Source organism: Enterobacter sp. T1-1 (assembly GCF_000710795.1).
Taxonomy (GTDB): domain Bacteria; phylum Pseudomonadota; class Gammaproteobacteria; order Enterobacterales; family Enterobacteriaceae; genus Enterobacter; species Enterobacter cloacae.
In genome coordinates this window covers 103643-128992 of the sequence record NZ_JALW01000005.1, presented here as the reverse complement: position 1 = coordinate 128992, position 25350 = coordinate 103643, and the positions used below count along the sequence as shown (strand labels likewise).

The window sequence follows — 25350 nt, the reverse complement described above, 5'->3', positions numbered from 1 at the left end:
CAGTCAGTGGCAAAATAAATACCGTCCCATCGGACGGCATTTTAGTATTAACGAACCAGATGCAGGAAGTGCAGATGTTTTTCGTACTGGTCCAGTATGTCATTGATAAGCTGTTCCTGATTCCAGCCCATCACATCATAGTTCTGACCGCCCTCTTTCAGATACACTTCAGCGCGATAATAGCGGTGTTGCTCTGCCTGTTGCTCGTCATTATCCATAGCGGCAAGAGCAAAAGTTGGCGAATTATAGCCACGTAGCCTCACTTCATAAATAAAGTTCAGCTCATTGCCTAAATCAACTTCAAGCCGGAGACGATCGTCAGCCGCATCATTGATATGACTCAACGTCCCCTGCTTGTTCAGTTCTTCCTGAACCAACGTCATGGCAGGCTGGATAACGTCGTCCATAAACCGTTTCACCAGAGAACGTTTCGGCAGATAGGCAATATTGCGCAACCTTCTCTGCCACGGAATAGGGTTACGTGCGGCAGTCGGCGCAATCGTCGCCATGCTCAGGCTTTCACGTTTGGTCAAATCCCGACGCAGGGCTTTTAACAGTCCGTATATTGAGATCAATAAGATCACGGAGAACGGTAATGCGCTCGCTATTGTCACGGTTTGCAGCGCGCTTAGCCCACCCGCAATCAGCAGTGCAATGGCCACAATCCCCATGAGCGAGGCCCAGAAAATTCGCTGCCATACAGGCGTGTTAGCGACGCCACCCGATGCCAGCGTATCAACAACCATCGCCCCGGAGTCAGCCGAGGTGACAAAGAAGACAATGACCATCGCCATTGCAATAAATGACAACACTGAGGAAAACGGGAAATGTTCAAGGAAATTAAACAGGGCCAGCGCGACATCCTGCTGGACGGTATTTGCCAGGTCTGTTGCTCCCTGATTCATGATGAGATAAATGGCGCTGTTACCAAACACCGTCATCCACATGAGGGTAAAACCTGCGGGAACAAACAGCACGCCCGTAACAAACTCACGAATTGTCCTGCCACGGGATACGCGCGCGATGAACATACCGACAAACGGCGACCAGGAAAGCCACCATCCCCAGTACAATAGCGTCCAGCCACCAAGCCAGTTGCTTGATTTCGGTTCGTAGGCGTAAAGGTTAAAGGTTTTACTCACTAATTCCGAAAGATAACCGCCGGTATTTTCGACAAAAGATTTCAGTAAAAGTACGGTTGGTCCAAGACACAGCACAAGCGCCAGAAGTAAAACAGCCAGACCCAGATTGAGTTCAGAGAGGATACGTATTCCCTTGTCCAGACCGGACACCACTGAAATCGTCGCTAACCCCGTAATCACCACAATCAGAATGACCTGCACCGTTTCATTGATGGGCACCCCAAAAAGGTGGTTCAGACCGGCATTAACCTGCAAAACACCGTAACCCAGCGATGTGGCAACGCCAAAGACCGTCCCTATCACCGCAAAAATATCGACTGCATGGCCGACAGGACCGTAGATGCGATCGCCGATGATGGGATAGAGTGCGGAACGCAGCGTTAATGGCAAACCGTGACGGTAGCTGAAGAATGCCAGAATCAGCGCCACTATGGCATAGATGGCCCATGCATGCAGTCCCCAGTGGAAGAACGTCAGGCGCATGGCTTCTTTCGCTGCGGCTACGGTTTCAGGGGTGCCGACGGGTGGCGAAAGGTAATGCATTACCGGTTCGGCAACGCCAAAGAACATCAGGCCGATCCCCATCCCTGCCGAAAACAGCATCGCAAACCAGGAATGGTAGCTGAAATCAGGCTGGGCATGATCCGGCCCCAGTTTGATATCACCGTAACGCGAAAGACCGAGGAAAGTAACACTCAGTAAAATCAGGGCGACAGCAAGAATGTAGAACCAGCTGGCATTGGTGAAGATCTGTTGCTGCAGGAGTTTGAATTTTTTGTCGGCCAGATCCGGGAATACTGCGGCAAAGGCGACAAGAAGGAAAATTAACAAAGCAGATGTGAAGAATACCGCTTTGTTAATCTGGCTTGTAGGCTTCTTTGGGATAGTATCATTTTCACTCATAATCAATTCATTCCATTATCGTAGACCGCCCCGGTTGAGAGGCGTTACCTCTCATAGGGTAGCAAAATTCAACACCCCAGGGGGACAATAATCTGAATGAATGTCAGAGTAATATAAACTGTCCGGTGACGATCGCCGCGTTATCAATAAAGCCTGCGGGGTGGACATCGGGATTTACCGATTTGCAACGTGCCGGCAGCATGCACCAGATCCGCTAACGTACGAACCTGCATTTTATCCATCACCCTGCGTCGATGCACCTTCACCGTAATTTCTGTTATGCCCAGTTCCGATGCGATTTGTTTATTTTGCAAGCCATTAATTGCCAGCTCAAAAATCTGTTTCTCACGTCGCGTCAACGCCTGGTAATTTTTGCACAGTTCAAATAACCGTTGCTGTTCCAGAAAATGGTTTGTCGCGTCGATCAATACCTCATTCACCACACGCAAAAGTTGTTCAGGTTCGACCGGTTTGGTCAAAAAATCCCGGGCGCCTGCTTTCATTGCCCGTACGCAGGAAGGGATGGAGCCGCTCTTCGTCAGAATGAGTACCGGTATAGCGCATCCACGCGCTTTGAGTGCATCCATCACGTCAAAGCCATTCATACGCGGAAGGTTTAATTCAAGGATTAAGCATGAAGGATGATCAACGATGGGAGAGGATAAAAATTCTTCGGCATTACTGAAGTCAAACGTCTGATAGCCCGCGGCTGTTAAGAACTGAACAACAAACGACCGATATGCATCATCATCATCGATAACATAAATAACCTCTTCCATATCAATTTCTCCTGATTAAATCTTTCAGGGACATAATACGAACAGTTGCGTCCATTCCCAAAGTATTTATGACTGCTAACGTCATGCCGGATATCTTTTCCACACCAACAGTAGGTAAAATCAAACAAGCCAACCATTCGTCAACCGTCAGGCTTATTGACTGCGAGTAGCATCAGGACAATCCGAAAAAAACTGAACTTTCACAACATTCGCTTTCGAGTGTGAATCTGTCCGCGCCACACTTTTATATTCAGAGGACGACATGATATTGACGGATGGTCAGCCAATCATCAGCTCAGTCACGCCCTTGATAAGCCAACAATAGCCGCTCATTCGCAGCCAGAATTTGAAGGGTTCGTTGTCAAAAGCCGCTTTCTGAAACTTCCGGGGGACATCCCCATCATGGCGCTAAAAGCACGCCGGAAAGCAGTTTCATCGCTATATCCGCAAATATTTGCGATCTGTGAAATAGTCTTTCCTGGGCTTTCAAGAAGCACAGATGCAGTTTCAATACGAACCCGCGTAATGAAGTCTTTCGGACTTTCCTGGATGAGCGTTTTCATTTTACGGTTCAGCGTGCGGGTCGTCATATTCAGAGCTGCAGCAAGTTGCTTTACCGTCATTGCAGGGTTCTGATAACGAAGCAGACTCTCTGCTTTAGTCAGTAGAGGATGTCTTGAGTTGAGAAAACCTGCGGGCGCATAAATTTGCTGTGACAAAGGCTGGCTGTCAGCAACGGCCATGTCAGCTGTCAATTTTGCCAGCTCATTACCAGCATGATTGCGTACGAGGTATATAACCAGATCGACCCATGAAAGCGGGCCGCCCGCGGTTATCACATTGTCTTGTTCTGCCAGGGTTTTTCCCCATATGGGTTTTGCAAGTGGATAGCGTTCAGCGAAAGTTGGATATAACCACCACGTAGTGGTGCAGACCCGTCCGTTGAGCAAACCCGCCTCTCCCAGCACAAAACCGCCCGCACATGCTGAGGCAATACAGCTTCCCTCTGAATATTTAACTTTCAACCACTCGGCCGCATTCGATACAGCTGCTTTGTCAGCCGGAAATCTTTGCTCATCCAACTGCATACCGCTGGCAATGATCAGCTCGAAGTTGTCAGGTTCATTAAATGAGCCATCACTTTCGATGATTCGTCCCTGAACGTCCCTGACGGGCTGCCCATCCGCGGTAATCGTCCTGACGTCAAAAAATGGATCAGCCCTGGATAGTTCAGGGCTCACTGTAGGGTTTAGCCTGATCACCTGATTCGCCAGCCAAAACATATCAGCCAGCCCTGCCAGCGCCGAACGCATGTTGCCCGGAAGCGCAAGTAACGCAACTCGCATTTTAACCCCAGTGCCGAAGAATGTCTTATTTCGCATGTTACCTGTCATTAATGACACTTCATACCCCCTGTCAGCATGATTACACTGCCTGAAACTGAGAAATACGGGAAATACAGTTATGCGTAAGCAAAATTTAATGTCGGTCGCGCTGCGAAAAGGAGTATTTGCTTTGTGTCTTTTATTTATGAGCAACCCGCCGCTTATGGCACAGGATTCGGGTGTAAAAAATATCGTGCTGGTTCACGGTGCCTTTGCTGACGGATCGAACTGGTCAGCCGTCATCGCTCTCCTGCAGGACCGGGGCTACCACGTTACTGCTGTTCAGAATCCCCTGACATCCTTACGAGAGGATGTGGCTGCAACAGAGCGTGTACTTGAGCGTCAAAATGGTAACGTACTGCTCGTTGGCCATTCATGGGCAGGGGCGGTGATCACCCAGGCTGGTAATGCGAATAACGTAAAGGGGCTCGTCTATTTGTCCGCCCTTGTTCCGGACAGCAATCAGTCTGTTTCTGACGCACTTGCGCACTTCAATGCCCCCATGAAAGGTATGGAAGCCGATAAAAACGGCCTCATCTGGCTTGATAAGCCACAGTTGTTTCATCAGGTTATGGCTAATGAGCTAAGCATGAAACAGAGCCTTCTGATTTCTGCGGTGCAACAGCCTATCGCCGCTGCCGCTTTTAACGAAAAAGTGAACGCGGCAGCCTGGAGAGAGAAACCCTCCTGGTATCTCATCACAGAAAACGATAACGCGCTGAACCCGTTAGTACAGGCAAATTTTGCCCGTGAAGCAGGCGCACATATCACACGAATTCACTCAGATCATCTATCCATGATTTCTCATCCCAAAGAGGTTGCAGCACTGATTGTAAATGCTGCGCAGAGTATTCACTGACCCTTACACAACAGGACGATATGCAATGAAAATTCTCCATCTTGATTCAAGTATCAATTATGAATTTTCAGTAACCCGACAGTTGTCGGCTGAAACAGTGAAACAACTGATGGCAACCAGTCAGGGGAATCAACTGACTTACCGGGATCTTGTAAAAGACGAAATCAGCCATCTCACCGGGGAAATCGCTGCAGAATTCAGGCCTGTTACCGGACGACCCGCAACTATAACGCGTCTGGACTCTGAGCGAGAATTATCAAATGCTCTGGTCTCTGAGTTTCTTGAAAGCGACGTGATTGTTATCGGAGCGCCAATGTACAACTTTTCTGTTCCCAGCCAATTAAAAGCCTGGATGGACAGAATCGCGCAGCCAGGGAAAACCTTCAGCTACACCCCAACAGGCCCTGTTGGTCTTGCGGGGGAAAAAAGAGTCATCATAGCCTCAGCCAGGGGTGGTTTTTATGCCGGTACGGCATTTGAAGAAATGGACTTTCAGGAGCAATTTCTGCGTAAGTTTCTGGGCTTCCTGGGCATTTCAAATGTTGTGTTTGTCCGGGCTGAAGGCGCATCTAAAGGGGAGGAAGTAAAGCTCAGAGAACTATCCCGTGCTTTCTCTTTAATACCACAAGCCATTAATACCGTTTCTGCCGCTAAGGAATAAACCATGTTGCACGCCGTCACGCTGACTTACCTGACACAACCTGATGCGATTTCTGATCATCTTGACGCACATAAACAATGGCTGCTGAGGGGGTTTGATGAAGGAGTGATTCTTTTTGCCGGCCCGCTCAGCAATGGTGCTGGCGGCTTCATTCTTTTTCAGGGGGATAACATCAGCAATATTCATAACTTTCTTCAGGATGACCCCTTTATAATTCATAACATTGCAGATGCCGAAGTAATGAGTATTGAGCCGGCGTTATGCGCGCTGGGATTCCCAAAAAAATGGGCGGAGAACGCTCGTTTCATCTGACCATTACTCACTGTAAAGCGTCCTGAAACCTATGAAATGAGTCTGTTTCATGTATTTCGAGGACGCTTTTATTTGTCATTAAACAGCGCGCCATTAAGAATAAATCTTAGAAGCATTTTTTAGCTCAGCTTTGAGGCTGCCTTTATTTAGCTTCCATCTGATTTTTTCATTCCAAATAACCCCCAAAAATACCCATAAATAATTTTAAACATCTCGATGTGGACTGATAATATAAACCCCTGCATAAACAAATAGTTAAAAACTGTCAGAGAAAAAACTTCAGTAATGATAACCGCTGATGCAGCACCAATCAATCCGAACCTGATAGAAAAGGAATAAGAAAGCACCAGACTTAAAACCAATATAAATATAGTCTTCCATAATAAAAACCTATACCCAGAAAACTTAATTATTATTTTTGATGAAGCCATACCAAGTGTAGACAATAATGTTGAGAAACATAACAAAATGCAGGGTGTTATTGACTCCTTATAGGATTCCCCGTATAGATAGAGAATTGCGAAGTTTACTAAAAATGTAATCACCAACATTGCCGGAATCGACAACAAAATGATATTTAAATGTAACCTGGCACCTAATTTAATTATTTTTTGATTATTTTTCTCTCGAAATACAGATGGAAGACAAGACGTCAACAACGATAATAAAATGAAACTCCAACTCGTTGCAATGCTTTGAGAAACTGAATAAATACCGACATCATGATTACCATATAAAAAAGAGATTATAAGCACATTCAACCTTGGATAGATTGATGAAATGATTGAAGGAATAACAAGAATGCTTCCCGCATAACTCAGATGGAATAATCTTTTTTTTAGTACACTATACTTAATTGTTACCATCCTTTTATATTGTTTTCTAAATACATATGATTTTAGAAAATAAGGAATGGCACTTATTATTATTAGAGGCAATCCAAAATAGATAATCGGCACTTTATATCTAACCATTAATGCCCTGGCTACTAAGCCGAAAATAAGGCCAACTACGTTTGCAATAGCATTAATTCTTGAGTTCAGTAGTGACTCGTTAAAAATTGTGTAAGTATCAATAGTATAAAAATAATACGCCAAACAGATTGACAGCACTAATGTCATACCTGTTAAATCCATTCTCATATTTAAAAAAATTATGCAAATACTTGCCAAAAAGATAAATATTATACTTCTCAACACAAATACAGGCATCATTAATTGTATGCCGCCAATCAAGTTTGTGCTTATCCTTTTATAGAATATACTATCGCTGCCAAACACCCCTACAACCTGAACAATTTGAAAAATGGCAGTTGCAATTGCTATTTGCCCAATTACCACAGGCCCCAGGTATTTAGCCACCAAAGCATTTATAAAGAAAAGGCCCACTACGCCGATTGTTTTTTCTGCAATCATCCACAAGAAATTTTTTTGAGTTTTGCTTAACACTTACTCAACCTCATTTAAATATTCATTTCTCTTCATCATCTTTATAAAGCAAATCTATAAATTGAGTTACATCCATACTTTTTTTATTCAACCGAATAAAATAAAAAACAGCTACCATTAGTATCAATAAAGCTATGCATAACAATAGAAACAACATATCGAGCCCCCGTGTTAATACTCAGCCCAACTTAAAAAAGAGATGATTTTTTAAGTGCCAAGCATCAATCCATATAGAATTAATGAGTTGTTTTGCGCAATACCGATAAAAAGTAAAGAGTCGTATATCATTCCTATATAGAAATAAATTTCCATATAAATGATTAACTCTAAAAATCACGCTCAAATAACATAAAGCCATCTTCGAATCGACTATTAACAATGATAGGTTGATAAAATCTTAAGAACTCAGCACTTACTTTTGATGATCTGGCCTATAAAAAATTAAATTATGTATAATTACACAAACACATATTTAAATTTAAACTTGCCATCTTCTAAAAAGGTTATATGATTACCTAACATCAAACTTTAAGAATGAAAATAGTAGCTGAGGCTTCACACCATGTTTAACCATATCTTAGAGATTGTTGAAGGATCTAACAAGTTTATGCGCATTTATGCGTCAAATGGACAACGAATAAACTTCATGCTTAATAATAAACCACATGTATACTTTCTCACTGAAGGTAGAGTAGACATTTATAGAAAAGCAGACGATATTTTAATTTTCACTGTATATGCGCCTTATATTCTTGGGATAATCTTTATGTTCGAAAAGGATGATTACCATTACTTTCGAGCTTCAACGGATGCAACTTTCACAGCAATTTCAACTGTGGAATTGGATTGTTTGGCTGATAGTAATAACTTGTGGAAACATTTTTTCTTAATGACTTGTGAAATCACTTTAAACTTTTTCAAAAGAGACCAGAGATTTTCATCAAAAAATGCCTACGATATTATAAAAAACAATTTAGAAGCCATATGGGAATTACCAGAAAATGAAAGATCTCAAATTTCAGTGTTCAAGTTCATTTTGTCCAGAAGCTCAATTTCTCGTAGTTCCTTAAATAAAGTTTTAAAAGATTTGAATGATGGTGGATATATTAACATTCACAGAGGAAAGCTTCTAAACATCAAAAACTTACCATTAAAATATTAATCATTTAGGAGGCAGAAATATCTTTCGCCATAATGGTGTTGTTTCTGATGCAATTCTTTTGTTTTCATTGATGCGATAATTAGCATAAAAACAATAAATTGAAAATGGAATCAATACCATTATCGTTAAAATAGATATTATGTTATACGTGTTCATACAACCCTTCTTTTGTTGCCAAAGCATACATATACAATTCATGCCTATTCTTCAGGTTTAATTTTTGCAAAATATTACGCCTATGAGAGCTGATTGTCTTTTTTGTTATGTTAAGCATAATAGCAATTTTGTCATCTGTTGCTCCCTCAGAAAATAAAGTTAACAGCAGGGTCTCTTTCGATGATAACTTTTTAAAATAAAGTGCATTGTGAAAATAATCTTGATTTGTTAAATCATTAAAACACTCTATATATTTATCCAAATCATAATTACATGGCAAAATTAACGTTTTTTCCGGTCTATATTTTGAAACTGCGTAACAATGTAAGAAATTATCTGTAATGATTATATCTTGAGTATGATACTTATGATAAAAAATAAGAGCTGGAAGCTTAGCGGTTTGCTCAACGTTATATGTGTAAGATTCAAATACTTTAGAATCGTAAATGAGTTCCCTGATGCCGTAATATAAAAAATAGTTATCAGTAATAACATATATTCTTATTATTTTTTTTGATATCATTTCATTCACCTTGAAAGTCAGAACAAATATCCTATCCCAATGATGAAAGTATCTATTTCTTTGTTATCAACAAGACCCAATTCATATCCTGTATTTAATTGAATATTGTCTGTTAAGTTGTAAACCAAACCAGTACCAAAAGCTGCCCCATAAATCTCATGACTTTGATCAGGTTTCATTTTTGAACCACAAGAAATACCAGCAAGTCCATAAAAATTTATATCTTGTGTGATATTAATAGCGAGCCCCGGCATAATTGATGCGTATTTGTTTTTCAAATAAGAGTTCCCGGAACCGCTGGTATTCTGTATATAAGTACCTGATGCGACCAGTGCAAAATTACCCATATCGTGTTTAAATATCACATTCATGCCATGCATCTTTTCGGCCCCACTCTCTTTGCCTGCAGCATAATTTATAGACATTGAATTACTGGCAAATACTGGCATGGTAAAAGCGCCAAAAAAAAGAAAAGCAGCTGCTAGATTAAATTTATGCATAGTTCCTCCAATAATTTCTCTTAAATATACAGAGATAAAATTGTGTTACCAGCATATAAATACACATGCAAAAGTTTTAATTGCACAACAAAATGTTTATTTTTATATATTGACTAAGGCTACTGACACGAACCAGTCATTCCTGGATAAAGTATTTTAAGGAAATGAAATTCGGGATTGTTTATTTTTGATACATGAGGAAGTAAAATGCGCATACAGTTGATATATTTACAGTAGAGAATATACCCTACCGTAAATTGTTGTGGCAGATACAGAGAGAACTGGAAATAACATCTGCTTAAGAAAGGGTTTTGATAAGCTATTGATAACCATCCGAAAAATAATAATAAAAACGGGAACCAATCGGCTCCCGTTGTTGTATAACCCAGCTAATAGATTACATATTCGCGATAATCGCGTCACCAAACTCTGAACATTTCAGCAGTTTAGCGCCTTCCATCAGACGTTCGAAGTCATAGGTTACGGTTTTCGCGTTAATCGCGCCTTCCATACCTTTGACGATCAGGTCTGCGGCTTCGAACCATTCCATATGACGCAGCATCATCTCTGCGGACAGGATGATAGAGCCTGGGTTCACTTTGTCCTGGCCTGCGTATTTTGGTGCAGTACCGTGGGTTGCTTCGAACAGGGCGCATTCGTCACCGATGTTCGCGCCTGGGGCGATACCGATACCGCCAACCTGTGCAGCCAGGGCGTCGGAGATGTAGTCACCGTTCAGGTTCATACAGGCGATCACGTCGTATTCCGCTGGACGCAGCAGGATCTGCTGCAGGAACGCATCGGCGATAACATCTTTAATGATGATCTCTTTGCCGGTGTTCGGGTTCTTGATCTTCTGCCATGGGCCGCCGTCGATCAGCTCACCGCCGAACTCTTCTTGCGCCAACTGGTAACCCCAGTCTTTGAACGCGCCTTCGGTGAACTTCATGATGTTGCCTTTGTGAACCAGGGTCACAGAGTCACGGTCGTTGGTGATCGCGTATTCAATTGCCGCGCGCACCAGACGTTTGGTCCCTTCTTCGGAGCACGGCTTGATGCCGATACCGCAATGCTCAGGGAAGCGAATTTTCTTCACGCCCATCTCTTCGCGCAGGAATTTAATCACTTTTTCTGCGTCAGCAGAGTCAGCTTTCCATTCGATACCCGCGTAGATGTCTTCTGAGTTTTCGCGGAAGATAACCATATCGGTCAGCTCAGGGTGCTTAACCGGGCTTGGGGTGCCCTGATAGTAACGAACCGGACGCAGACACACGTACAGGTCCAGCTCCTGACGCAGTGCCACGTTCAGGGAACGGATACCGCCACCAACTGGCGTTGTCAGTGGGCCTTTGATAGCAACGCGGTAGTCGCGGATCAGGTCCAGCGTTTCTGCTGGCAGCCAAACGTCCTGGCCATAAACTTGAGTAGATTTTTCACCGGTGTAAATTTCCATCCAGGAAATTTTACGCTCGCCTTTGTAGGCTTTCTCAACAGCGGCATCAACCACTTTCAGCATTGCCGGGGTAACGTCTACACCGATACCATCACCTTCGATGAATGGAATGATCGGATTGTGAGGAACGTTAATCTTGCCGTTTTGCAGGGTGATCTTTTTACCTTCCGCCGGAACAACTACTTTGCTTTCCATTAACCTCTCCTTCGAGCGCTTCTGGTTGTTACTGATCTTATGTTAATAAATTGTAATGAGCCCTTCGATAGTACCTGATTGTCCTGCGCCATGAAAGGTCTTCGTTATTAGGCTATAATGCGGCAATTGATAACGCCTGAAAATACCATGAAGAAAACTTCTTTTACAAAACACCGGGTTGAGCGATTCAGCTCACGACAAGCCGCCAGAAGACCGCAAGAAAGCCAGCCAAAGCGGGTTATTTTGTTCAATAAACCCTACGATGTGTTGCCGCAGTTTACCGACGAAGCCGGGCGCAGCACGTTAAAGGATTACATTCCTGTTCAGGGCGTTTATGCCGCGGGTCGTCTGGACCGCGATAGCGAAGGTCTGCTGGTCTTAACCAACGACGGAGCCCTACAGGCAAAACTCACGCAGCCCGGAAAACGCACCGGCAAAATTTACTTTGTGCAGGTGGAAGGTGAGCCGGATGAAGAGGCGCTCGCCGCACTCCGCAACGGCGTGACGTTAAACGATGGCCCCACCCTGCCCGCAGGTATTGAACGTGTGAATGAACCGGAGTGGCTGTGGCCGCGCAACCCGCCCATTCGCGAGCGCAAATCTATTCCCACCAGCTGGCTCAAAATCACCCTTTATGAAGGCCGCAACCGTCAGGTTCGGCGCATGACCGCCCACGTGGGCTTCCCTACCCTGCGCCTGATTCGCTATGCCATGGGCAGTTACACCCTGGATTCCCTGGCTAACGGTGAATGGCGGGACGTTGCCCCTTAAGGAGTCAATATGTTTAAACCTCATGTCACGGTCGCCTGTGTGGTTCACGCGCAGGGGAAATTCCTGGTTGTAGAAGAGAGCATTAACGGCAAAGCGCTGTGGAATCAGCCAGCCGGGCATCTGGAAGCCAATGAAACCTTATTACAGGCCGCAAAACGTGAACTCTGGGAAGAGACGGGCATCCGCGCGGAGCCTCAGCACTTCATTCGTATGCATCAGTGGATTGCGCCTGATAAAACGCCCTTCCTGCGTTTTTTATTTGCCGTCGAGCTTAGCGAAACGTGCGCCACTGAGCCGCACGACGACGATATCGATCGCTGCCTGTGGGTCACCGCCGACGAGATCCTGAACGCGCCAAACCTGCGCTCGCCGCTGGTTGCCGAAAGCATTCGCTGCTGGCAGTCAGGCGCACGCTTGCCGCTGGAGGTCATCGCAGAATTTAACTGGCCGTTTACAGAGGGTGTCAATGGTGGGGGGGCGTGATAGAATACGCCGCCTTGAAGTTCAATGTCGTGAGTATTCCATGTCAGATAACAGCCAGAAAAAAGTGATCGTCGGCATGTCCGGCGGTGTCGATTCCTCCGTTTCCGCCTACCTGTTGCAACAACAGGGCTATAAGGTGGAGGGCCTGTTCATGAAGAACTGGGAGGAAGATGATGGCGAGGAATATTGCACTGCCGCTGCGGATCTCGCCGATGCGCAGGCCGTGTGCGACAAGCTCGGCATTGAACTGCACACCGTTAACTTTGCCGCAGAATACTGGGATAACGTGTTTGAGCTTTTCCTGGAAGAGTATAAAGCGGGCCGTACCCCGAACCCGGATATTCTGTGCAACAAAGAGATCAAATTTAAAGCCTTCCTCGAATTCGCGGCGGAAGATCTGGGCGCAGACTATATTGCGACCGGTCACTACGTGCGTCGCTCCGATGTGAACGGCAAAAGCCAGCTGCTGCGCGGTCTGGACGGTAATAAAGATCAGAGCTATTTCCTTTATACGCTAAGCCATGAACAGATTGCACAAAGCCTGTTCCCGGTTGGCGAGCTGGAAAAGCCAGAAGTCCGTAAAATCGCTGAAGAGCTGGATCTGATCACCGCGAAGAAAAAAGACTCCACCGGTATCTGCTTTATTGGCGAGCGCAAATTCCGCGATTTCCTTGGTCGCTACCTGCCTGCGCAGCCGGGTAAAATTGTCACCGTCGATGGCGACGAAATTGGCCAGCATCAGGGGCTGATGTACCACACCCTCGGCCAGCGTAAAGGCCTGGGTATCGGCGGTACCAAAGACGGTAGCGAAGATCCGTGGTACGTGGTCGACAAAGATGTCGAAAACAATATTCTGATCGTCGCTCAGGGGCACGACCATCCGCGTCTGATGTCCGTTGGCCTGATCGCGCAACAGTTGCACTGGGTCGACCGTGAACCGCTCAAAGGTACCCTGCGCTGCACGGTAAAAACACGCTACCGTCAGACGGATATCCCCTGCACCATTACCGCGCTGGATGACGATCGCATTGACGTGCGTTTTGACGAGCCAGTTGCAGCCGTCACGCCGGGCCAGTCCGCCGTCTTCTACAGCGGTGATATCTGCCTGGGTGGTGGGATCATAGAACAGCGCCTGCCGCTGCCGGCCGTTTAACCCGATAGCACACATAAAGGAGAACGTGTGGCGAAGAACTATTATGACATCACCCTGGCACTGGCAGGAATTTGCCAGTCAGCCCGTCTGGTGCAACAGCTGGCGCATCAGGGTCATTGTGACGCTGACGCGCTGCACGTTTCGCTCAACAGCGTTATCGATCTCAACCCCGGTTCAACCCTGGGTGTCTTCGGTGGCAGCGAAACCAATCTTCGTCTCGGTCTTGAAACCTTGCTTGGCGTGCTTAATGCCAGCAGCCGTCAGGGATTAAACGCGGAGCTTACCCGTTATACATTAAGCCTGATGGTGCTGGAACGTAAACTCAGCGCAGCGAAAGGCGCGCTGAATACGTTGGGTGACCGCATTGCCGGATTGCAGCGTCAGCTCGACCATTTTGATCTGCAGTCTGAAACGCTGTTGAGCGCCATGGCCGGTATTTATGTTGATGTCATCAGTCCGCTGGGCCCGCGTATCCAGGTCACCGGTTCACCTGCCGTACTGCAAAGCCCGCAGGTCCAGGCAAAAGTACGCGCCTCGCTGCTGGCCGGTATCCGTGCCGCCGTGCTGTGGCATCAGGTTGGCGGTGGCCGCCTGCAGTTAATGTTTTCTCGTAATCGCCTGACGACTCAGGCAAAACAAATTCTTGCTCATTGTTAACCTCCCGGAGTTGCGAATTATGGAATTATCCTCACTGACCGCCGTATCCCCTGTCGATGGACGCTACGGCGATAAAGTCAGCGCGCTGCGCGGGATCTTCAGCGAATATGGCCTGCTGAAGTTCCGTGTTCAGGTTGAAGTACGCTGGCTGCAAAAGCTGGCCGCCCAGGCAGCAATCAAGGAAGTTCCTGCTTTTGACGCCCAGGCAAACGATTACCTTGATAAAATCGTTGCTGACTTCAATGAAGAAGATGCTGCACGCATCAAGACCATTGAACGTACCACCAACCACGACGTAAAAGCGGTTGAGTACTTCCTGAAAGAGAAAGTGGCAAGCGTTCCGGCGCTGCACGCGGTGTCTGAATTCATTCACTTCGCCTGTACTTCTGAAGACATCAATAACCTGTCTCACGCATTGATGCTCTCTACCGCGCGCAAAGAGGTGGTTCTGCCTTACTGGCGTAAAATCATTGACGCGGTGAAAGCGTTGTCTGTGGAATACCGCGACATTCCCCTGCTCTCCCGTACCCACGGTCAGCCCGCTACGCCATCCACGATGGGTAAAGAGATGGCTAACGTGGCATACCGTATGGAGCGTCAGTATCGTCAACTGGAACAGGTTGAGATCCTCGGTAAAATCAATGGTGCGGTAGGTAACTACAACGCCCATATCGCCGCTTACCCGGAAGTGGACTGGCATCAGTTCAGTGAAGAGTTCGTGACCTCCCTGGGAATTCAGTGGAACCCGTACACCACTCAGATTGAGCCGCACGACTATATCGCCGAGCTGTTCGACTGTATCGCCCGCTTCAACACCATTCTGATCGACTTCGACCGCGACGTGTGGGGTTATATCGCGCTGAACCACTTCAAGCAGAAGACCATCGCCGGTGAAATCGGCTCTTCAACCATGCCGCACAAAGTGAACCCGATTGACTTCGAAAACTCCGAAGGCAACCTGGGTCTGGCCAACGCCGTGTTGCAGCATATGGCGAGCAAACTGCCGGTTTCCCGCTGGCAGCGCGACCTGACCGACTCCACCGTGCTGCGTAACCTGGGCGTGGGGATTGGCTATGCGCTGATCGCCTATCAGTCCACCCTGAAAGGGGTGAGCAAGCTGGAAGTGAACCGCGATCGTCTGCTGGACGAGCTGGACCACAACTGGGAAGTGCTGGCCGAACCGATCCAGACCGTAATGCGTCGTTACGGCATCGAAAAACCGTATGAAAAACTGAAAGAGCTGACCCGTGGTAAACGTGTCGATGCGGAAGGTATGAAACAGTTTATCGATAGCCTCGCATTGCCGGAAGCGGAAAAAAACCGCCTGAAAGAGATGACACCAGCGAATTACATTGGCCGCGCCATCACCATGGTCGACGAGCTGAAGTAATCTCCCCCGCCCTCTTTTCGCCCGAAAAGGGGGCTGCTTTTTCCCCGGTTTACTCAATGTTTATCCCCACAACAACATAATCAGCGTTAAACTATTCATACTATTAATTCTGGGAGAAAGATGATGCGCGTACTGGTTGTTGAGGATAACGCATTGCTACGTCATCACCTGAAGGTTCAGCTTCAGGAGATGGGACATCAGGTGGATGATGCGGAAGATGCAAAAGAAGCCGATTATTATCTCAATGAACACCTGCCGGATATCGCCATCGTTGACCTCGGGTTACCTGACGAAGACGGGCTGTCATTGATTCGCCGCTGGCGCAGCCATGATGTCTCCCTTCCTGTCCTGGTGCTGACCGCGCGTGAAGGCTGGCAGGACAAAGTGGAAGTGCTCAGTGCCGGTGCCGATGATTACGTCACCAAACCGTTTCATATTGAAGAAGTGGCGGCACGCATGCAGGCCCTGTTACGCCGCAACAGCGGGCTCGCCTCACAGGTGATTTCCCTTCCACCTTTCCAGGTGGATCTCTCCCGTCGGGAATTCTCAATCAACAATGAAGTCATCAAACTGACGGCCTTCGAATACACCATCATGGAAACGCTGATCCGTAACAACGGTAAAGTAGTGAGCAAAGACTCCTTAATGCTCCAGCTTTATCCGGATGCCGAACTGCGTGAGAGTCACACCATTGATGTGCTGATGGGCCGTTTGCGTAAGAAGATTCAGGCGCAGTATCCGCATGATGTGATCACAACCGTGCGCGGTCAGGGCTACCTGTTCGAATTACGCTAAATGAAACGACTTATGCGGCACATTATGCCCCTTTCACTGCGGGTTCGCTTTTTGCTGGCCACAGCCGCCGTTGTGCTGGTGCTGTCGCTTTCTTACGGCATGGTGGCGCTGGTTGGTTACAGCGTCAGTTTTGATAAAACGACCTTTCGTCTGCTGCGCGGTGAGAGCAACCTGTTTTATACCCTCGCAAAGTGGGAAAACAACCAGATCAGCGTCGAGATGCCGGAGAATCTTAACCAGCAGAGTCCCACGCTGGCGCTGATTTACAATGAAAAAGGGAAACTGCTGTGGGCACAGCGTGATGTTCCCTGGCTGGTGAAAAGCATCCGCCCGGAATGGCTGAAAACCAACGGATTCCATGAAATTGAAGCCGATCTGAATACCACCAGCAGCCTGCTGCGCGAAGATCGCTCTCTGCAAAAAAAGCTGAATGAGATCCGCGCCGATGACGCCGAAACAGAAATGACCCACTCCGTCGCCATCAATCTCTATCCCGCCACGCCTGACATGCCGCAGCTGACCATCGTAGTGGTGGATACCATCCCCGTCGAGCTTAAACGCTCTTATCGGGTCTGGGGCTGGTTCGTCTACGTGCTGGCTGCCAATCTGCTGCTGGTCATACCGCTGCTGTGGATTGCCGCCTGGTGGAGTTTGCGCCCGATTGAATCGCTGGCGAAAGAGGTTCGCGAGCTGGAGGAGCATCATCGCGAGAAGCTTAATCCTGAGACAACGCGTGAGCTAACAAGTCTGGTGCGTAACCTTAACCGCCTGCTGAAAAGTGAACGCGAGCGCTACGATAAATACCGCACCACGTTGACTGACCTCACTCACAGCCTGAAGACCCCGCTGGCCGTCATGCAAAGCACCCTGCGATCCATGCGCAGCTCCAGAATGAGCGTCGATGATGCCGAGCCGGTGATGCTGGAGCAGATCAGCCGTATTTCGCAGCAAATTGGCTACTATCTTCATCGCGCCAGCATGCGTTCCGGCAGCGCCCTGCTGAGCCGGGAGCTGCACCCCGTGGCACCACTGCTGGATAACCTGACCTCTGCGCTGAATAAGGTGTATCAGCGTAAAGGGGTGAACATCAGTCTCGATATCTCTCCTGAAATCAGTTTCGTCGGCGAAAAAAATGATTTCATGGAGGTGATGGGTAACCTGCTCGATAACGCCTGTAAATATTGTCTGGAGTTCGTGGAGGTTTCCGCCCGTCAGACGGACAACGAGCTGCACATCATTGTTGAGGACGATGGCCCGGGGATCCCGCGCAACAAACGTGACGTGGTATTTGATCGCGGTCAGCGTGCGGATACATTGCGTCCCGGCCAGGGGGTGGGGTTGTCCGTCGCACGCGAGATTGTCGACCAGTACGACGGCAAAATCGAAACCGGTGAAAGTTTACTTGGCGGTGCCAGAATGGAAGTGATTTTTGGCCGTCAGCAGCCCACATCGAACGATAGTTAGCCCGTTATGTGAAAAATGCGCGGATCTCGCACCCAGGCTTCTGCGCTTCCGTTATAATCCGACTCAGTAAGAGCCTGCGGAATAAAAAAATATGGATTATCACTTAGCACTGAACTGGCCCGAGTTTATTGAACGCTACTGGCAGAAACGCCCGGTAGTTCTTAAGCGCGGGTTCAGCAATTTTGTCGACCCTATCTCGCCTGACGAACTGGCTGGCCTGGCCATGGAAAACGAAGTCGACAGCCGCCTGGTGAGCCACCAGGATGGAAAATGGCAGGTCAGCCATGGTCCTTTCGAAAGCTACGATCACCTCGGTGAAAATAACTGGTCATTACTGGTGCAGGCGGTCAACCACTGGCACGAGCCGACGGCATCCTTAATGCGCCCGTTCCGCGCCCTGCCCGACTGGCGAATGGACGATCTGATGATCTCCTTCTCCGTGCCAGGGGGCGGCGTTGGCCCACATCTGGATCAGTACGATGTGTTTATCATTCAGGGGACCGGCCGCCGTCGCTGGCGCGTGGGTGAAAAAGTGCCGATGAAACAGCACTGCCCGCATCCTGACCTGCTTCAGGTAGATCCGTTTGACGGGATCATCGACGAAGAGCTGGAGCCGGGAGATATTCTTTATATTCCGCCGGGATTCCCACATGAAGGCTACTCGCTGGAAAACTCCCTCAATTATTCTGTCGGATTCCGCGCGCCAAGTGGTCGTGAGATGATCAGCGGTTTTGCCGATTACGTACTGCAACGCGAGCTTGGCAGCCATCGCTACAGCGATCCGGATGTGCCCTCCCGCGAGCATCCGGCAGACATTCTGCCAGCAGAACTGGATAAGCTGCGCGGCATGATGCTGGATCTGATCAACGAGCCGGAACATTTCAGACAGTGGTTTGGTGAATTTATCAGCCAGTCACGTCACGAGCTGGATGTGGCACCTCCGGAGCCGCCGTACCAAGCCCACGAGATTTATGATGCGCTGCAGCAGGGTGACAAGCTGGTTCGCCTGGGTGGGTTACGCGTGTTGCGCATCGGTGAAGATGTCTTCGTCAACGGCGAGAAGCTGGATTCTCCGCATCGCCCGGCGCTGGAAGCCATCGCCAGCCATCTGGTATTGACTGCCGATACCTTTGGCGACGCCCTGGAAGATCCCTCTTTCCTCGCCATGCTTGCCGCGCTGGTCAACAGCGGGTATTGGTTCTTTGAGGACTGAGTTGTAATGTATTGCCGGGTGGCGCTGCGCTTACCCGGCGTTTTTACTTCCACTCCCCCGCCGCAAAATCCACAATCTCCGCGGCCCAATCCGCCGGATACAACCCTTCCCGTACATCCCGATGAAACGTTGAAAACGGCCAGTCTACGACCTTACCAACGTACCCATGTTTCACCGGGTTGAGGTAGATGTAATCCATATGTCGGCGGTAATCATTGTCGTTGCGGATGGTATGTTCCCAGAAACGTGCCTGCCAGATATGGCGCATTTCAATATTTCGTGAGAACGTTTTTTTGATCTCACGCCAGCGCCCGGAAAAATCGCTGTCACCTTCCGGCAAGGTCCAGATACAGTGCATATGTTCAGGAAGGATCACCCAGCCATTAATCGTAAAGGGCTGTGATCGTTTCACCGATGAGGTGGCCTGGCGGAGGATATCAATATGGCGGGTAAGTAAATCGCTCTGTCGGTTTTGCAGGTTAACGGTAAAAAACCAGGTGCCGCCGGGGACGTAATGGCGACGGTAGTTTGACATGGGCACTCCTTGCCTTTATGCCCGGTGGCGCTGCGCTTACCGGGCCTACGATCCAAATGTAGGCCGGGTAAGGCGAAGCCGCCACCCGGCTTAATGTGGCTAACGCTTCGCGGTTAACTCCGCAATCCGCACAATCACCTTCACCGCTTTTTCCATTCCTTCCAGCGTCACAAACTCATGCTTACCGTGGTAGTTGTATCCCCCGGTAAAGAGATTCGGGCACGGCAATCCCATGAAGGACAGTTGCGAACCGTCGGTGCCGCCGCGAATCGGCTTCAGCACCGGTTCAATATCGCAGTCGCGCATGGCCTGCTGGGCGATATCCAGGATATGCGGATGCTCCATAACCTTCTCGCGCATATTGTAGTAGCTGTCTTCAATAATCAGCTCAATATAGCAGTCCGGGTGTAGCCCCTTACCCACCTTCTTCGCGATTTCCATCATCTTACGCTTGCGTGCTTCGAACGCTTTACGGTCAAAGTCACGCACGATGTAGTGCATCTGCGCGCTGTCCACCGTACCTTTGATGCTGGTCAGGTGATAAAAACCTTCATAACCTTCGGTCTGCTCCGGGCTCTCATTCGCCGGAACTTCCGCATGAATACGGGACGCCAGCGACAGCGCATTCACCATCACACCTTTGGCGGAGCCAGGATGCACATTATTACCCACAATTTTGATGGTCACGGACGCGGCATTGAAGTTTTCAAATTCCAGTTCGCCCACGCCACCGCCGTCCACGGTATAGGCCCACTGCGCGTTAAAGGCCTCGACATCAAAATGTTTCGCCCCCTTGCCCACCTCTTCATCCGGCGTAAAGGCCACACGGATATCACCGTGCGGAATATTTTTTCCTTTCAGCACCGCCAGTGCCGTCATGATCTCCGCGATACCCGCTTTGTCATCCGCCCCCAGCAGCGTTTTGCCATCCGTGGTGATCAGCGTCTGCCCGAGGAGCTGGTGCAGCACCGGGAACATTACCGGCGAAAGCACTTCGTCACCTATTCCCAGCGCAATGTCACCGCCACGGTAGTTTTCCACAATCTGCGGATTAACATGTTTACCGCTAAAATCCGGAGAGGTGTCGACATGGGAGATAAAGCCAATCGCCGGAATATCACCGGGGACGTTGGCAGGCAGCGTTCCCATCACAGTGCCTTTTTCGCTCAGGGTGACATTGACCAGCCCCATGGCCTCAAGCTGCTCTTTGAGCAGGTTTAATAACTTCCACTGGCCTTCGGTGCTTGGCACCTGGCGGACACCCGGTTTAGATTGGGTATCCAGCGAAACGTACTGTAAAAAACGCTCAAGTAATTTATCCATGCAGTCACCCTCACTTTTTGTGACAACATTATCAATAAGCATCAAAACGCAAATATTGCGTCAGGTCACTTTTATCCCGCAAACGAGAATATTTTCCGTTTATATCGTGTACGTCAGTAAATGTAGCTTATGAATCAGTGACAAGGATTGGCGATTACAGTGGTTTGCCGTAGAATGTCCGCCCTCATTACGAGTCACCAAGGTGGTTACACACAAACCCCGCTTCGGTCTGCTGCCCGGAGCGTCTATATGGGACAGCGCAAAAATTGAATACTCAATCCCGTTCACGTTCACCGCTGGTGCAACTGGAACGAATTCGTAAAAGTTTTGATGGTAAAGATGTCATTTCCGACCTCAATCTGACCATCAATGATGGTGAATTCCTCACGCTGCTTGGCCCTTCTGGCTGCGGCAAGACAACCGTACTGCGCCTTATCGCCGGGCTGGAAAGCGTCGATAGCGGCCATATCCACCTTGAAAAGCAGGACATTACCCAGGTCCCCGCTGAAGATCGTCACGTTAACACCGTCTTTCAAAGCTATGCTTTGTTCCCGCATATGACCGTGTTTGAAAACGTTGCGTTTGGTCTGCGGATGCAAAAAACACCGGCCAGCGAGATCCCGCCGCGCGTGACCGAGGCGCTACGGATGGTACAGCTGGAGGAGTTTGCTCAACGCAAACCGCATCAGCTGTCTGGTGGTCAACAGCAACGTGTGGCCATCGCCCGTGCGGTGGTCAACAAACCGCGTCTGCTTCTGCTGGATGAGTCCCTCTCCGCGCTGGACTACAAACTGCGCAAGCAGATGCAGAACGAGCTTAAGGCCCTGCAGCGTAAGCTCGGCATCACCTTCGTCTTTGTGACGCATGACCAGGAAGAAGCGCTCACCATGTCTGACCGTATCGTGGTGATGCGTGATGGTAAAATCGAGCAGGACGGCACGCCGCGTGAAATTTACGAAGAGCCGAAAAACCTGTTTGTGGCCAGCTTCATTGGCGAGATCAATATCTTCAACGCCACGGTTGTCGAGCGTCTGGATGAGCAGCGCGTTCGGGCGAATGTCGAAGGCCGCGAGTGCAATATCACCGTTAATTTTGCCGTTGAGAAGGGACAAAAGCTCAACGTGCTGTTACGCCCGGAAGATCTGCGCGTCGAGGAGATCCACGGCAATGCGCAAGCCGAAGGATTGATCGGCTATATCCGCGAGCGTAATTACAAGGGGATGACGCTGGAATCCGTTGTCGAACTGGAAAACGGTAAGATGGTGATGGTCAGCGAGTTCTTTAACGAGGACGACCCGGACTTTGATCACTCGCTCGATCAAAAAATGGTTATTAACTGGGTAGAAAGCTGGGAGGTTGTGCTGGCTGATGAAGAACACAAGTAAATTCCAGAATGTGGTGATTGCCACGATCGTCGGTTGGCTTGTGTTGTTTGTCTTTTTACCCAACCTGATGATCATCGCCACCAGCTTCCTGACCCGCGACGATGCCCACTTTGTGGCGCTGGTCTTTACGCTGGATAACTACTCACGTCTGCTCGATCCGCTCTACTTTGATGTGCTGCTGCACTCATTGAACATGGCGCTGATCGCCACCGTTGCCTGCCTGGTGCTGGGGTATCCCTTCGCGTGGTTCCTGGCGCGTCTGCCACAAAAAATCCGCCCGCTGCTGCTCTTTTTACTGATTGTGCCGTTCTGGACCAACTCCTTAATTCGCATCTACGGGCTGAAAATTTTCCTCAGCACCAAAGGCTATCTGAACGAGTTTCTGCTGTGGCTGGGAGTGATTGATACGCCAATACGCATTATGTTTACCCCGGGTGCGGTGATTATTGGTCTGGTCTATATCCTGCTGCCGTTTATGGTGATGCCGCTCTACTCCAGCATTGAGAAGCTGGATAAACCGCTGCTGGAAGCAGCCAAAGATCTGGGGGCGAATAAGCTGCAGACCTTTATCCGTATTATCATTCCGCTGACGATGCCCGGCATTATCGCGGGCTGTCTGCTGGTGATGCTTCCGGCGATGGGCTTGTTCTACGTCTCTGACCTGATGGGCGGTGCGAAAAACCTGCTGATCGGAAACGTGATTAAGAGCCAGTTCCTTAACATTCGCGACTGGCCGTTCGGCTCCGCCACCAGCATTACGCTGACGGTGGTGATGGGTCTGATGCTGCTGGTTTACTGGCGCGCGTCGCGGCTGCTGAATAAGAAGGTGGAACTCGAATGATCGGTCGACTGCTTCGCGGCGGTTTTATGACCGCCATTTACGCTTACCTGTATATTCCGATTATCATATTGATCGTGAACTCGTTTAACAGTTCACGCTTCGGGATCAACTGGCAGGGCTTTACCACCCACTGGTACAGCCTGCTGATGAACAACGACAGCCTGCTACAGGCCGCGCAGCACTCATTAACGATGGCGATTTTTTCAGCAACGTTCGCCACGCTGATTGGTTCGCTCACCGCCGTGGCACTTTATCGTTACCGCTTTCGCGGTAAACCGTTCGTCAGCGGCATGCTGTTTGTGGTGATGATGTCACCGGATATCGTCATGGCGATTTCTCTGCTGGTACTGTTTATGCTGCTGGGTGTCCAGCTCGGCTTCTGGTCGCTGCTATTTTCCCACATCACCTTCTGCCTGCCATTTGTGGTGGTGACGGTCTATGCACGCCTGAAAGGCTTTGATGTGCGTATGCTGGAGGCCGCAAAAGATCTCGGCGCCAGCGAGATGACCATTTTGCGCAAAATTATCCTGCCGCTGGCGATGCCCGCCGTCGCGGCCGGGTGGCTGCTCAGCTTCACCCTGTCGATGGATGACGTTGTGGTCTCCTCTTTTGTGACCGGGCCGAGCTATGAAATTCTGCCGTTGAAAATCTATTCGATGGTGAAAGTCGGCGTCTCGCCTGAGGTGAACGCGCTGGCGACCATACTGTTAGTGTTCTCTCTGGTACTGGTGATTGCCAGCCAGATTATTGCTCGTGATAAAACAAAATCTCAGGGGACAATGAAATGAAAAAAATGCTTGCCGCTGCGGCACTGGTGCTCGGAATGGGCGTCGCGCACGCTGATGACAGCAAAACGCTCTACTTCTATAACTGGACTGAGTATGTGCCGCCGGGTCTGCTGGAGCAGTTCACCAAAGAGACGGGCATTAAGGTCATCTACTCTACCTACGAGTCCAATGAAACCATGTACGCCAAGCTTAAAACGTACAAGGACGGCGCGTACGATCTGGTGGTGCCATCGACCTACTTCGTCGACAAGATGCGTAAAGAGGGCATGATCCAGAAGATCGACAAGTCGAAGCTGACCAACTTCAACAACCTCGATCCGCAGATGCTCAACAAACCGTTCGATCCGAACAACGACTACTCCATTCCGTACATCTGGGGTGCGACCGCCATCGGGGTTAACAGCGAAGCAATCGATCCTAAAACCGTCACCCAGTGGGCCGACCTGTGGAAGCCTGAATACAAAGGCAGCCTGCTGTTAACCGACGATGCCCGTGAAGTGTTCCAGGTGGCGCTGCGCAAGCTGGGTTACTCGGGCAACACAACGGACCCGAAAGAGATTGAAGCGGCCTATAACGAGCTGAAAAAACTGATGCCTAACGTGGCTGCGTTCAACTCCGATAACCCGGCGAATCCGTATATGGAAGGGGAAGTAAATCTCGGCATGGTGTGGAACGGCTCTGCATGGGTTGCGCGTCAGGCCGGTACGCCGCTGGAGGTCGTCTGGCCGAAAGAAGGCGGCATCTTCTGGATGGACAGCCTGGCTATTCCTGCGAATGCGAAAAACGTTGACGGTGCCCTGAAGCTCATTAACTTCCTGCTGCGCCCGGACGTGGCGAAGCAGGTTGCCGAGACTATTGGCTACCCAACGCCAAACCTGGCCGCCCGCAAGCTACTGAAGCCTGAAGTGGCGAATGATAAATCCCTCTACCCGGATGCCGACACCATCAGCAAAGGTGAATGGCAAAACGATGTCGGCGACGCGAGCCGTCTGTATGAAGAGTATTACCAGAAATTAAAAGCCGGCCGATAAGGGCCGCAGTCTGGCTCCTCACGTCGCCACGCCGTGAGGGGCC

At 49.0% G+C, this 25350-nt stretch carries 25 protein-coding genes; 16 read left to right on the top strand and 9 right to left on the bottom strand.

Annotated features, from left to right (window positions below; all coding sequences use genetic code 11):
• Positions 1 to 47: 47 nt before the first annotated feature.
• The 3 genes from AK59_RS0102935 to AK59_RS0102925 form a co-directional block, all read right to left on the bottom strand.
• Positions 48 to 2045 carry a BCCT family transporter gene (locus AK59_RS0102935; protein WP_029881987.1) on the bottom strand — a complete coding sequence of 666 codons (1998 nt, stop codon included), beginning with the start codon at positions 2043 to 2045 and terminating at the stop codon, positions 48 to 50.
• 143 nt (positions 2046 to 2188) lie between these two features.
• The gene (locus tag AK59_RS0102930) at positions 2189 to 2824 is read right to left on the bottom strand and encodes a response regulator transcription factor (RefSeq protein ID WP_029881986.1); all 636 of its coding nucleotides are present in this window, start codon (positions 2822 to 2824) and stop codon (positions 2189 to 2191) included.
• Positions 2825 to 3153: 329 nt separating this feature from the next.
• A complete protein-coding gene (locus AK59_RS0102925; RefSeq protein WP_032618368.1) occupies positions 3154 to 4218 on the bottom strand; it encodes a GlxA family transcriptional regulator in 1065 nt (354 codons plus the stop codon).
• A gap of 70 nt (positions 4219 to 4288) precedes the next feature.
• Here AK59_RS0102925 and AK59_RS0102920 point away from each other — a divergent pair, with 70 nt between their 5' ends.
• The 3 genes from AK59_RS0102920 to AK59_RS0102910 are packed head-to-tail and all read left to right on the top strand — an operon-like array spanning position 4289 to position 6041.
• Positions 4289 to 5068, top strand: coding sequence for an alpha/beta hydrolase (locus tag AK59_RS0102920; RefSeq protein ID WP_029881984.1), 780 nt, complete (start codon positions 4289 to 4291; stop codon positions 5066 to 5068).
• A gap of 25 nt (positions 5069 to 5093) precedes the next feature.
• Positions 5094 to 5729: an FMN-dependent NADH-azoreductase gene (locus AK59_RS0102915; protein WP_029881983.1), complete on the top strand. Its 636-nt coding sequence runs from the start codon at positions 5094 to 5096 to the stop codon at positions 5727 to 5729.
• 3 nt (positions 5730 to 5732) lie between these two features.
• The gene (locus AK59_RS0102910; RefSeq protein ID WP_029881982.1) at positions 5733 to 6041 is read left to right on the top strand and encodes a YciI family protein; all 309 of its coding nucleotides are present in this window, start codon (positions 5733 to 5735) and stop codon (positions 6039 to 6041) included.
• Between the two features lie 146 nt (positions 6042 to 6187).
• Here AK59_RS0102910 and AK59_RS0102905 read toward each other — a convergent pair whose 3' ends face one another.
• Entirely contained in the window at positions 6188 to 7489 is a 1302-nt protein-coding gene (locus tag AK59_RS0102905) for an oligosaccharide flippase family protein (protein ID WP_231501484.1), read from the bottom strand.
• A 562-nt stretch (positions 7490 to 8051) separates the two neighbouring features.
• Between AK59_RS0102905 and AK59_RS0102895 the strand changes: the two genes are divergently transcribed.
• Positions 8052 to 8651, top strand: coding sequence for a helix-turn-helix domain-containing protein (locus tag AK59_RS0102895; RefSeq protein WP_029881980.1), 600 nt, complete (start codon positions 8052 to 8054; stop codon positions 8649 to 8651).
• A 142-nt stretch (positions 8652 to 8793) separates the two neighbouring features.
• Here AK59_RS0102895 and AK59_RS1000000124035 read toward each other — a convergent pair whose 3' ends face one another.
• From AK59_RS1000000124035 to icd, 3 genes are all read right to left on the bottom strand, one after another.
• Positions 8794 to 9330: a helix-turn-helix transcriptional regulator gene (locus tag AK59_RS1000000124035; protein WP_029881979.1), complete on the bottom strand. Its 537-nt coding sequence runs from the start codon at positions 9328 to 9330 to the stop codon at positions 8794 to 8796.
• 17 nt (positions 9331 to 9347) lie between these two features.
• Positions 9348 to 9830, bottom strand: coding sequence for an outer membrane beta-barrel protein (locus AK59_RS0102885; protein WP_029881978.1), 483 nt, complete (start codon positions 9828 to 9830; stop codon positions 9348 to 9350).
• Between the two features lie 397 nt (positions 9831 to 10227).
• A complete protein-coding gene (gene icd, locus AK59_RS0102880) occupies positions 10228 to 11478 on the bottom strand; it encodes an NADP-dependent isocitrate dehydrogenase (protein WP_013097077.1) in 1251 nt (416 codons plus the stop codon).
• A gap of 117 nt (positions 11479 to 11595) precedes the next feature.
• Between icd and rluE the strand changes: the two genes are divergently transcribed.
• The 8 genes from rluE (at position 11596) to AK59_RS0102840 (ending at position 19404) form a co-directional block, all read left to right on the top strand.
• The gene (rluE, locus tag AK59_RS0102875) at positions 11596 to 12249 is read left to right on the top strand and encodes a 23S rRNA pseudouridine(2457) synthase RluE (protein ID WP_029881977.1); all 654 of its coding nucleotides are present in this window, start codon (positions 11596 to 11598) and stop codon (positions 12247 to 12249) included.
• A 9-nt stretch (positions 12250 to 12258) separates the two neighbouring features.
• Positions 12259 to 12732, top strand: a complete 474-nt coding sequence (locus tag AK59_RS0102870) for an NUDIX hydrolase (protein ID WP_029881976.1) — start codon at positions 12259 to 12261, stop codon at positions 12730 to 12732.
• Between the two features lie 40 nt (positions 12733 to 12772).
• Positions 12773 to 13885: a tRNA 2-thiouridine(34) synthase MnmA gene (mnmA, locus tag AK59_RS0102865; protein WP_029881975.1), complete on the top strand. Its 1113-nt coding sequence runs from the start codon at positions 12773 to 12775 to the stop codon at positions 13883 to 13885.
• A 27-nt stretch (positions 13886 to 13912) separates the two neighbouring features.
• Positions 13913 to 14542, top strand: coding sequence for a high frequency lysogenization protein HflD (gene hflD / locus AK59_RS0102860; protein WP_013097081.1), 630 nt, complete (start codon positions 13913 to 13915; stop codon positions 14540 to 14542).
• A gap of 19 nt (positions 14543 to 14561) precedes the next feature.
• On the top strand, positions 14562 to 15932 hold the full coding sequence (gene purB, locus AK59_RS0102855; RefSeq protein ID WP_029881974.1) for an adenylosuccinate lyase: 1371 nt from the start codon (positions 14562 to 14564) through the stop codon (positions 15930 to 15932).
• A gap of 123 nt (positions 15933 to 16055) precedes the next feature.
• Entirely contained in the window at positions 16056 to 16727 is a 672-nt protein-coding gene (gene phoP, locus AK59_RS0102850) for a two-component system response regulator PhoP (RefSeq protein ID WP_013097083.1), read from the top strand.
• Positions 16728 to 18191 (top strand): two-component system sensor histidine kinase PhoQ, encoded by a 1464-nt coding sequence (gene phoQ / locus AK59_RS0102845; RefSeq protein ID WP_029881973.1) that lies wholly within the window; start codon positions 16728 to 16730, stop codon positions 18189 to 18191.
• Positions 18192 to 18282: 91 nt separating this feature from the next.
• Positions 18283 to 19404: a ribosomal protein uL16 3-hydroxylase gene (locus tag AK59_RS0102840; RefSeq protein WP_029881972.1), complete on the top strand. Its 1122-nt coding sequence runs from the start codon at positions 18283 to 18285 to the stop codon at positions 19402 to 19404.
• Between the two features lie 43 nt (positions 19405 to 19447).
• Here AK59_RS0102840 and AK59_RS0102835 read toward each other — a convergent pair whose 3' ends face one another.
• Positions 19448 to 19939 carry an REP-associated tyrosine transposase gene (locus tag AK59_RS0102835; protein ID WP_029881971.1) on the bottom strand — a complete coding sequence of 164 codons (492 nt, stop codon included), beginning with the start codon at positions 19937 to 19939 and terminating at the stop codon, positions 19448 to 19450.
• 99 nt (positions 19940 to 20038) lie between these two features.
• Positions 20039 to 21262 (bottom strand): peptidase T, encoded by a 1224-nt coding sequence (gene pepT / locus AK59_RS0102830; RefSeq protein ID WP_013097087.1) that lies wholly within the window; start codon positions 21260 to 21262, stop codon positions 20039 to 20041.
• A gap of 266 nt (positions 21263 to 21528) precedes the next feature.
• Here pepT and potA point away from each other — a divergent pair, with 266 nt between their 5' ends.
• The 4 genes from potA to potD are packed head-to-tail and all read left to right on the top strand — an operon-like array spanning position 21529 to position 25307.
• The gene (potA, locus tag AK59_RS0102825) at positions 21529 to 22647 is read left to right on the top strand and encodes a spermidine/putrescine ABC transporter ATP-binding protein PotA (RefSeq protein WP_029881970.1); all 1119 of its coding nucleotides are present in this window, start codon (positions 21529 to 21531) and stop codon (positions 22645 to 22647) included.
• Positions 22631 to 23488, top strand: coding sequence for a spermidine/putrescine ABC transporter permease PotB (gene potB / locus AK59_RS0102820; protein WP_013097090.1), 858 nt, complete (start codon positions 22631 to 22633; stop codon positions 23486 to 23488). The genes potA and potB overlap by 17 nt, the downstream gene beginning before the upstream one ends.
• Positions 23485 to 24276, top strand: a complete 792-nt coding sequence (gene potC, locus AK59_RS0102815) for a spermidine/putrescine ABC transporter permease PotC (RefSeq protein ID WP_029881969.1) — start codon at positions 23485 to 23487, stop codon at positions 24274 to 24276. The genes potB and potC overlap by 4 nt, the downstream gene beginning before the upstream one ends.
• On the top strand, positions 24273 to 25307 hold the full coding sequence (gene potD / locus AK59_RS0102810; RefSeq protein ID WP_013097092.1) for a spermidine/putrescine ABC transporter substrate-binding protein PotD: 1035 nt from the start codon (positions 24273 to 24275) through the stop codon (positions 25305 to 25307). The genes potC and potD overlap by 4 nt, the downstream gene beginning before the upstream one ends.
• Positions 25308 to 25350: the final 43 nt, after the last annotated feature.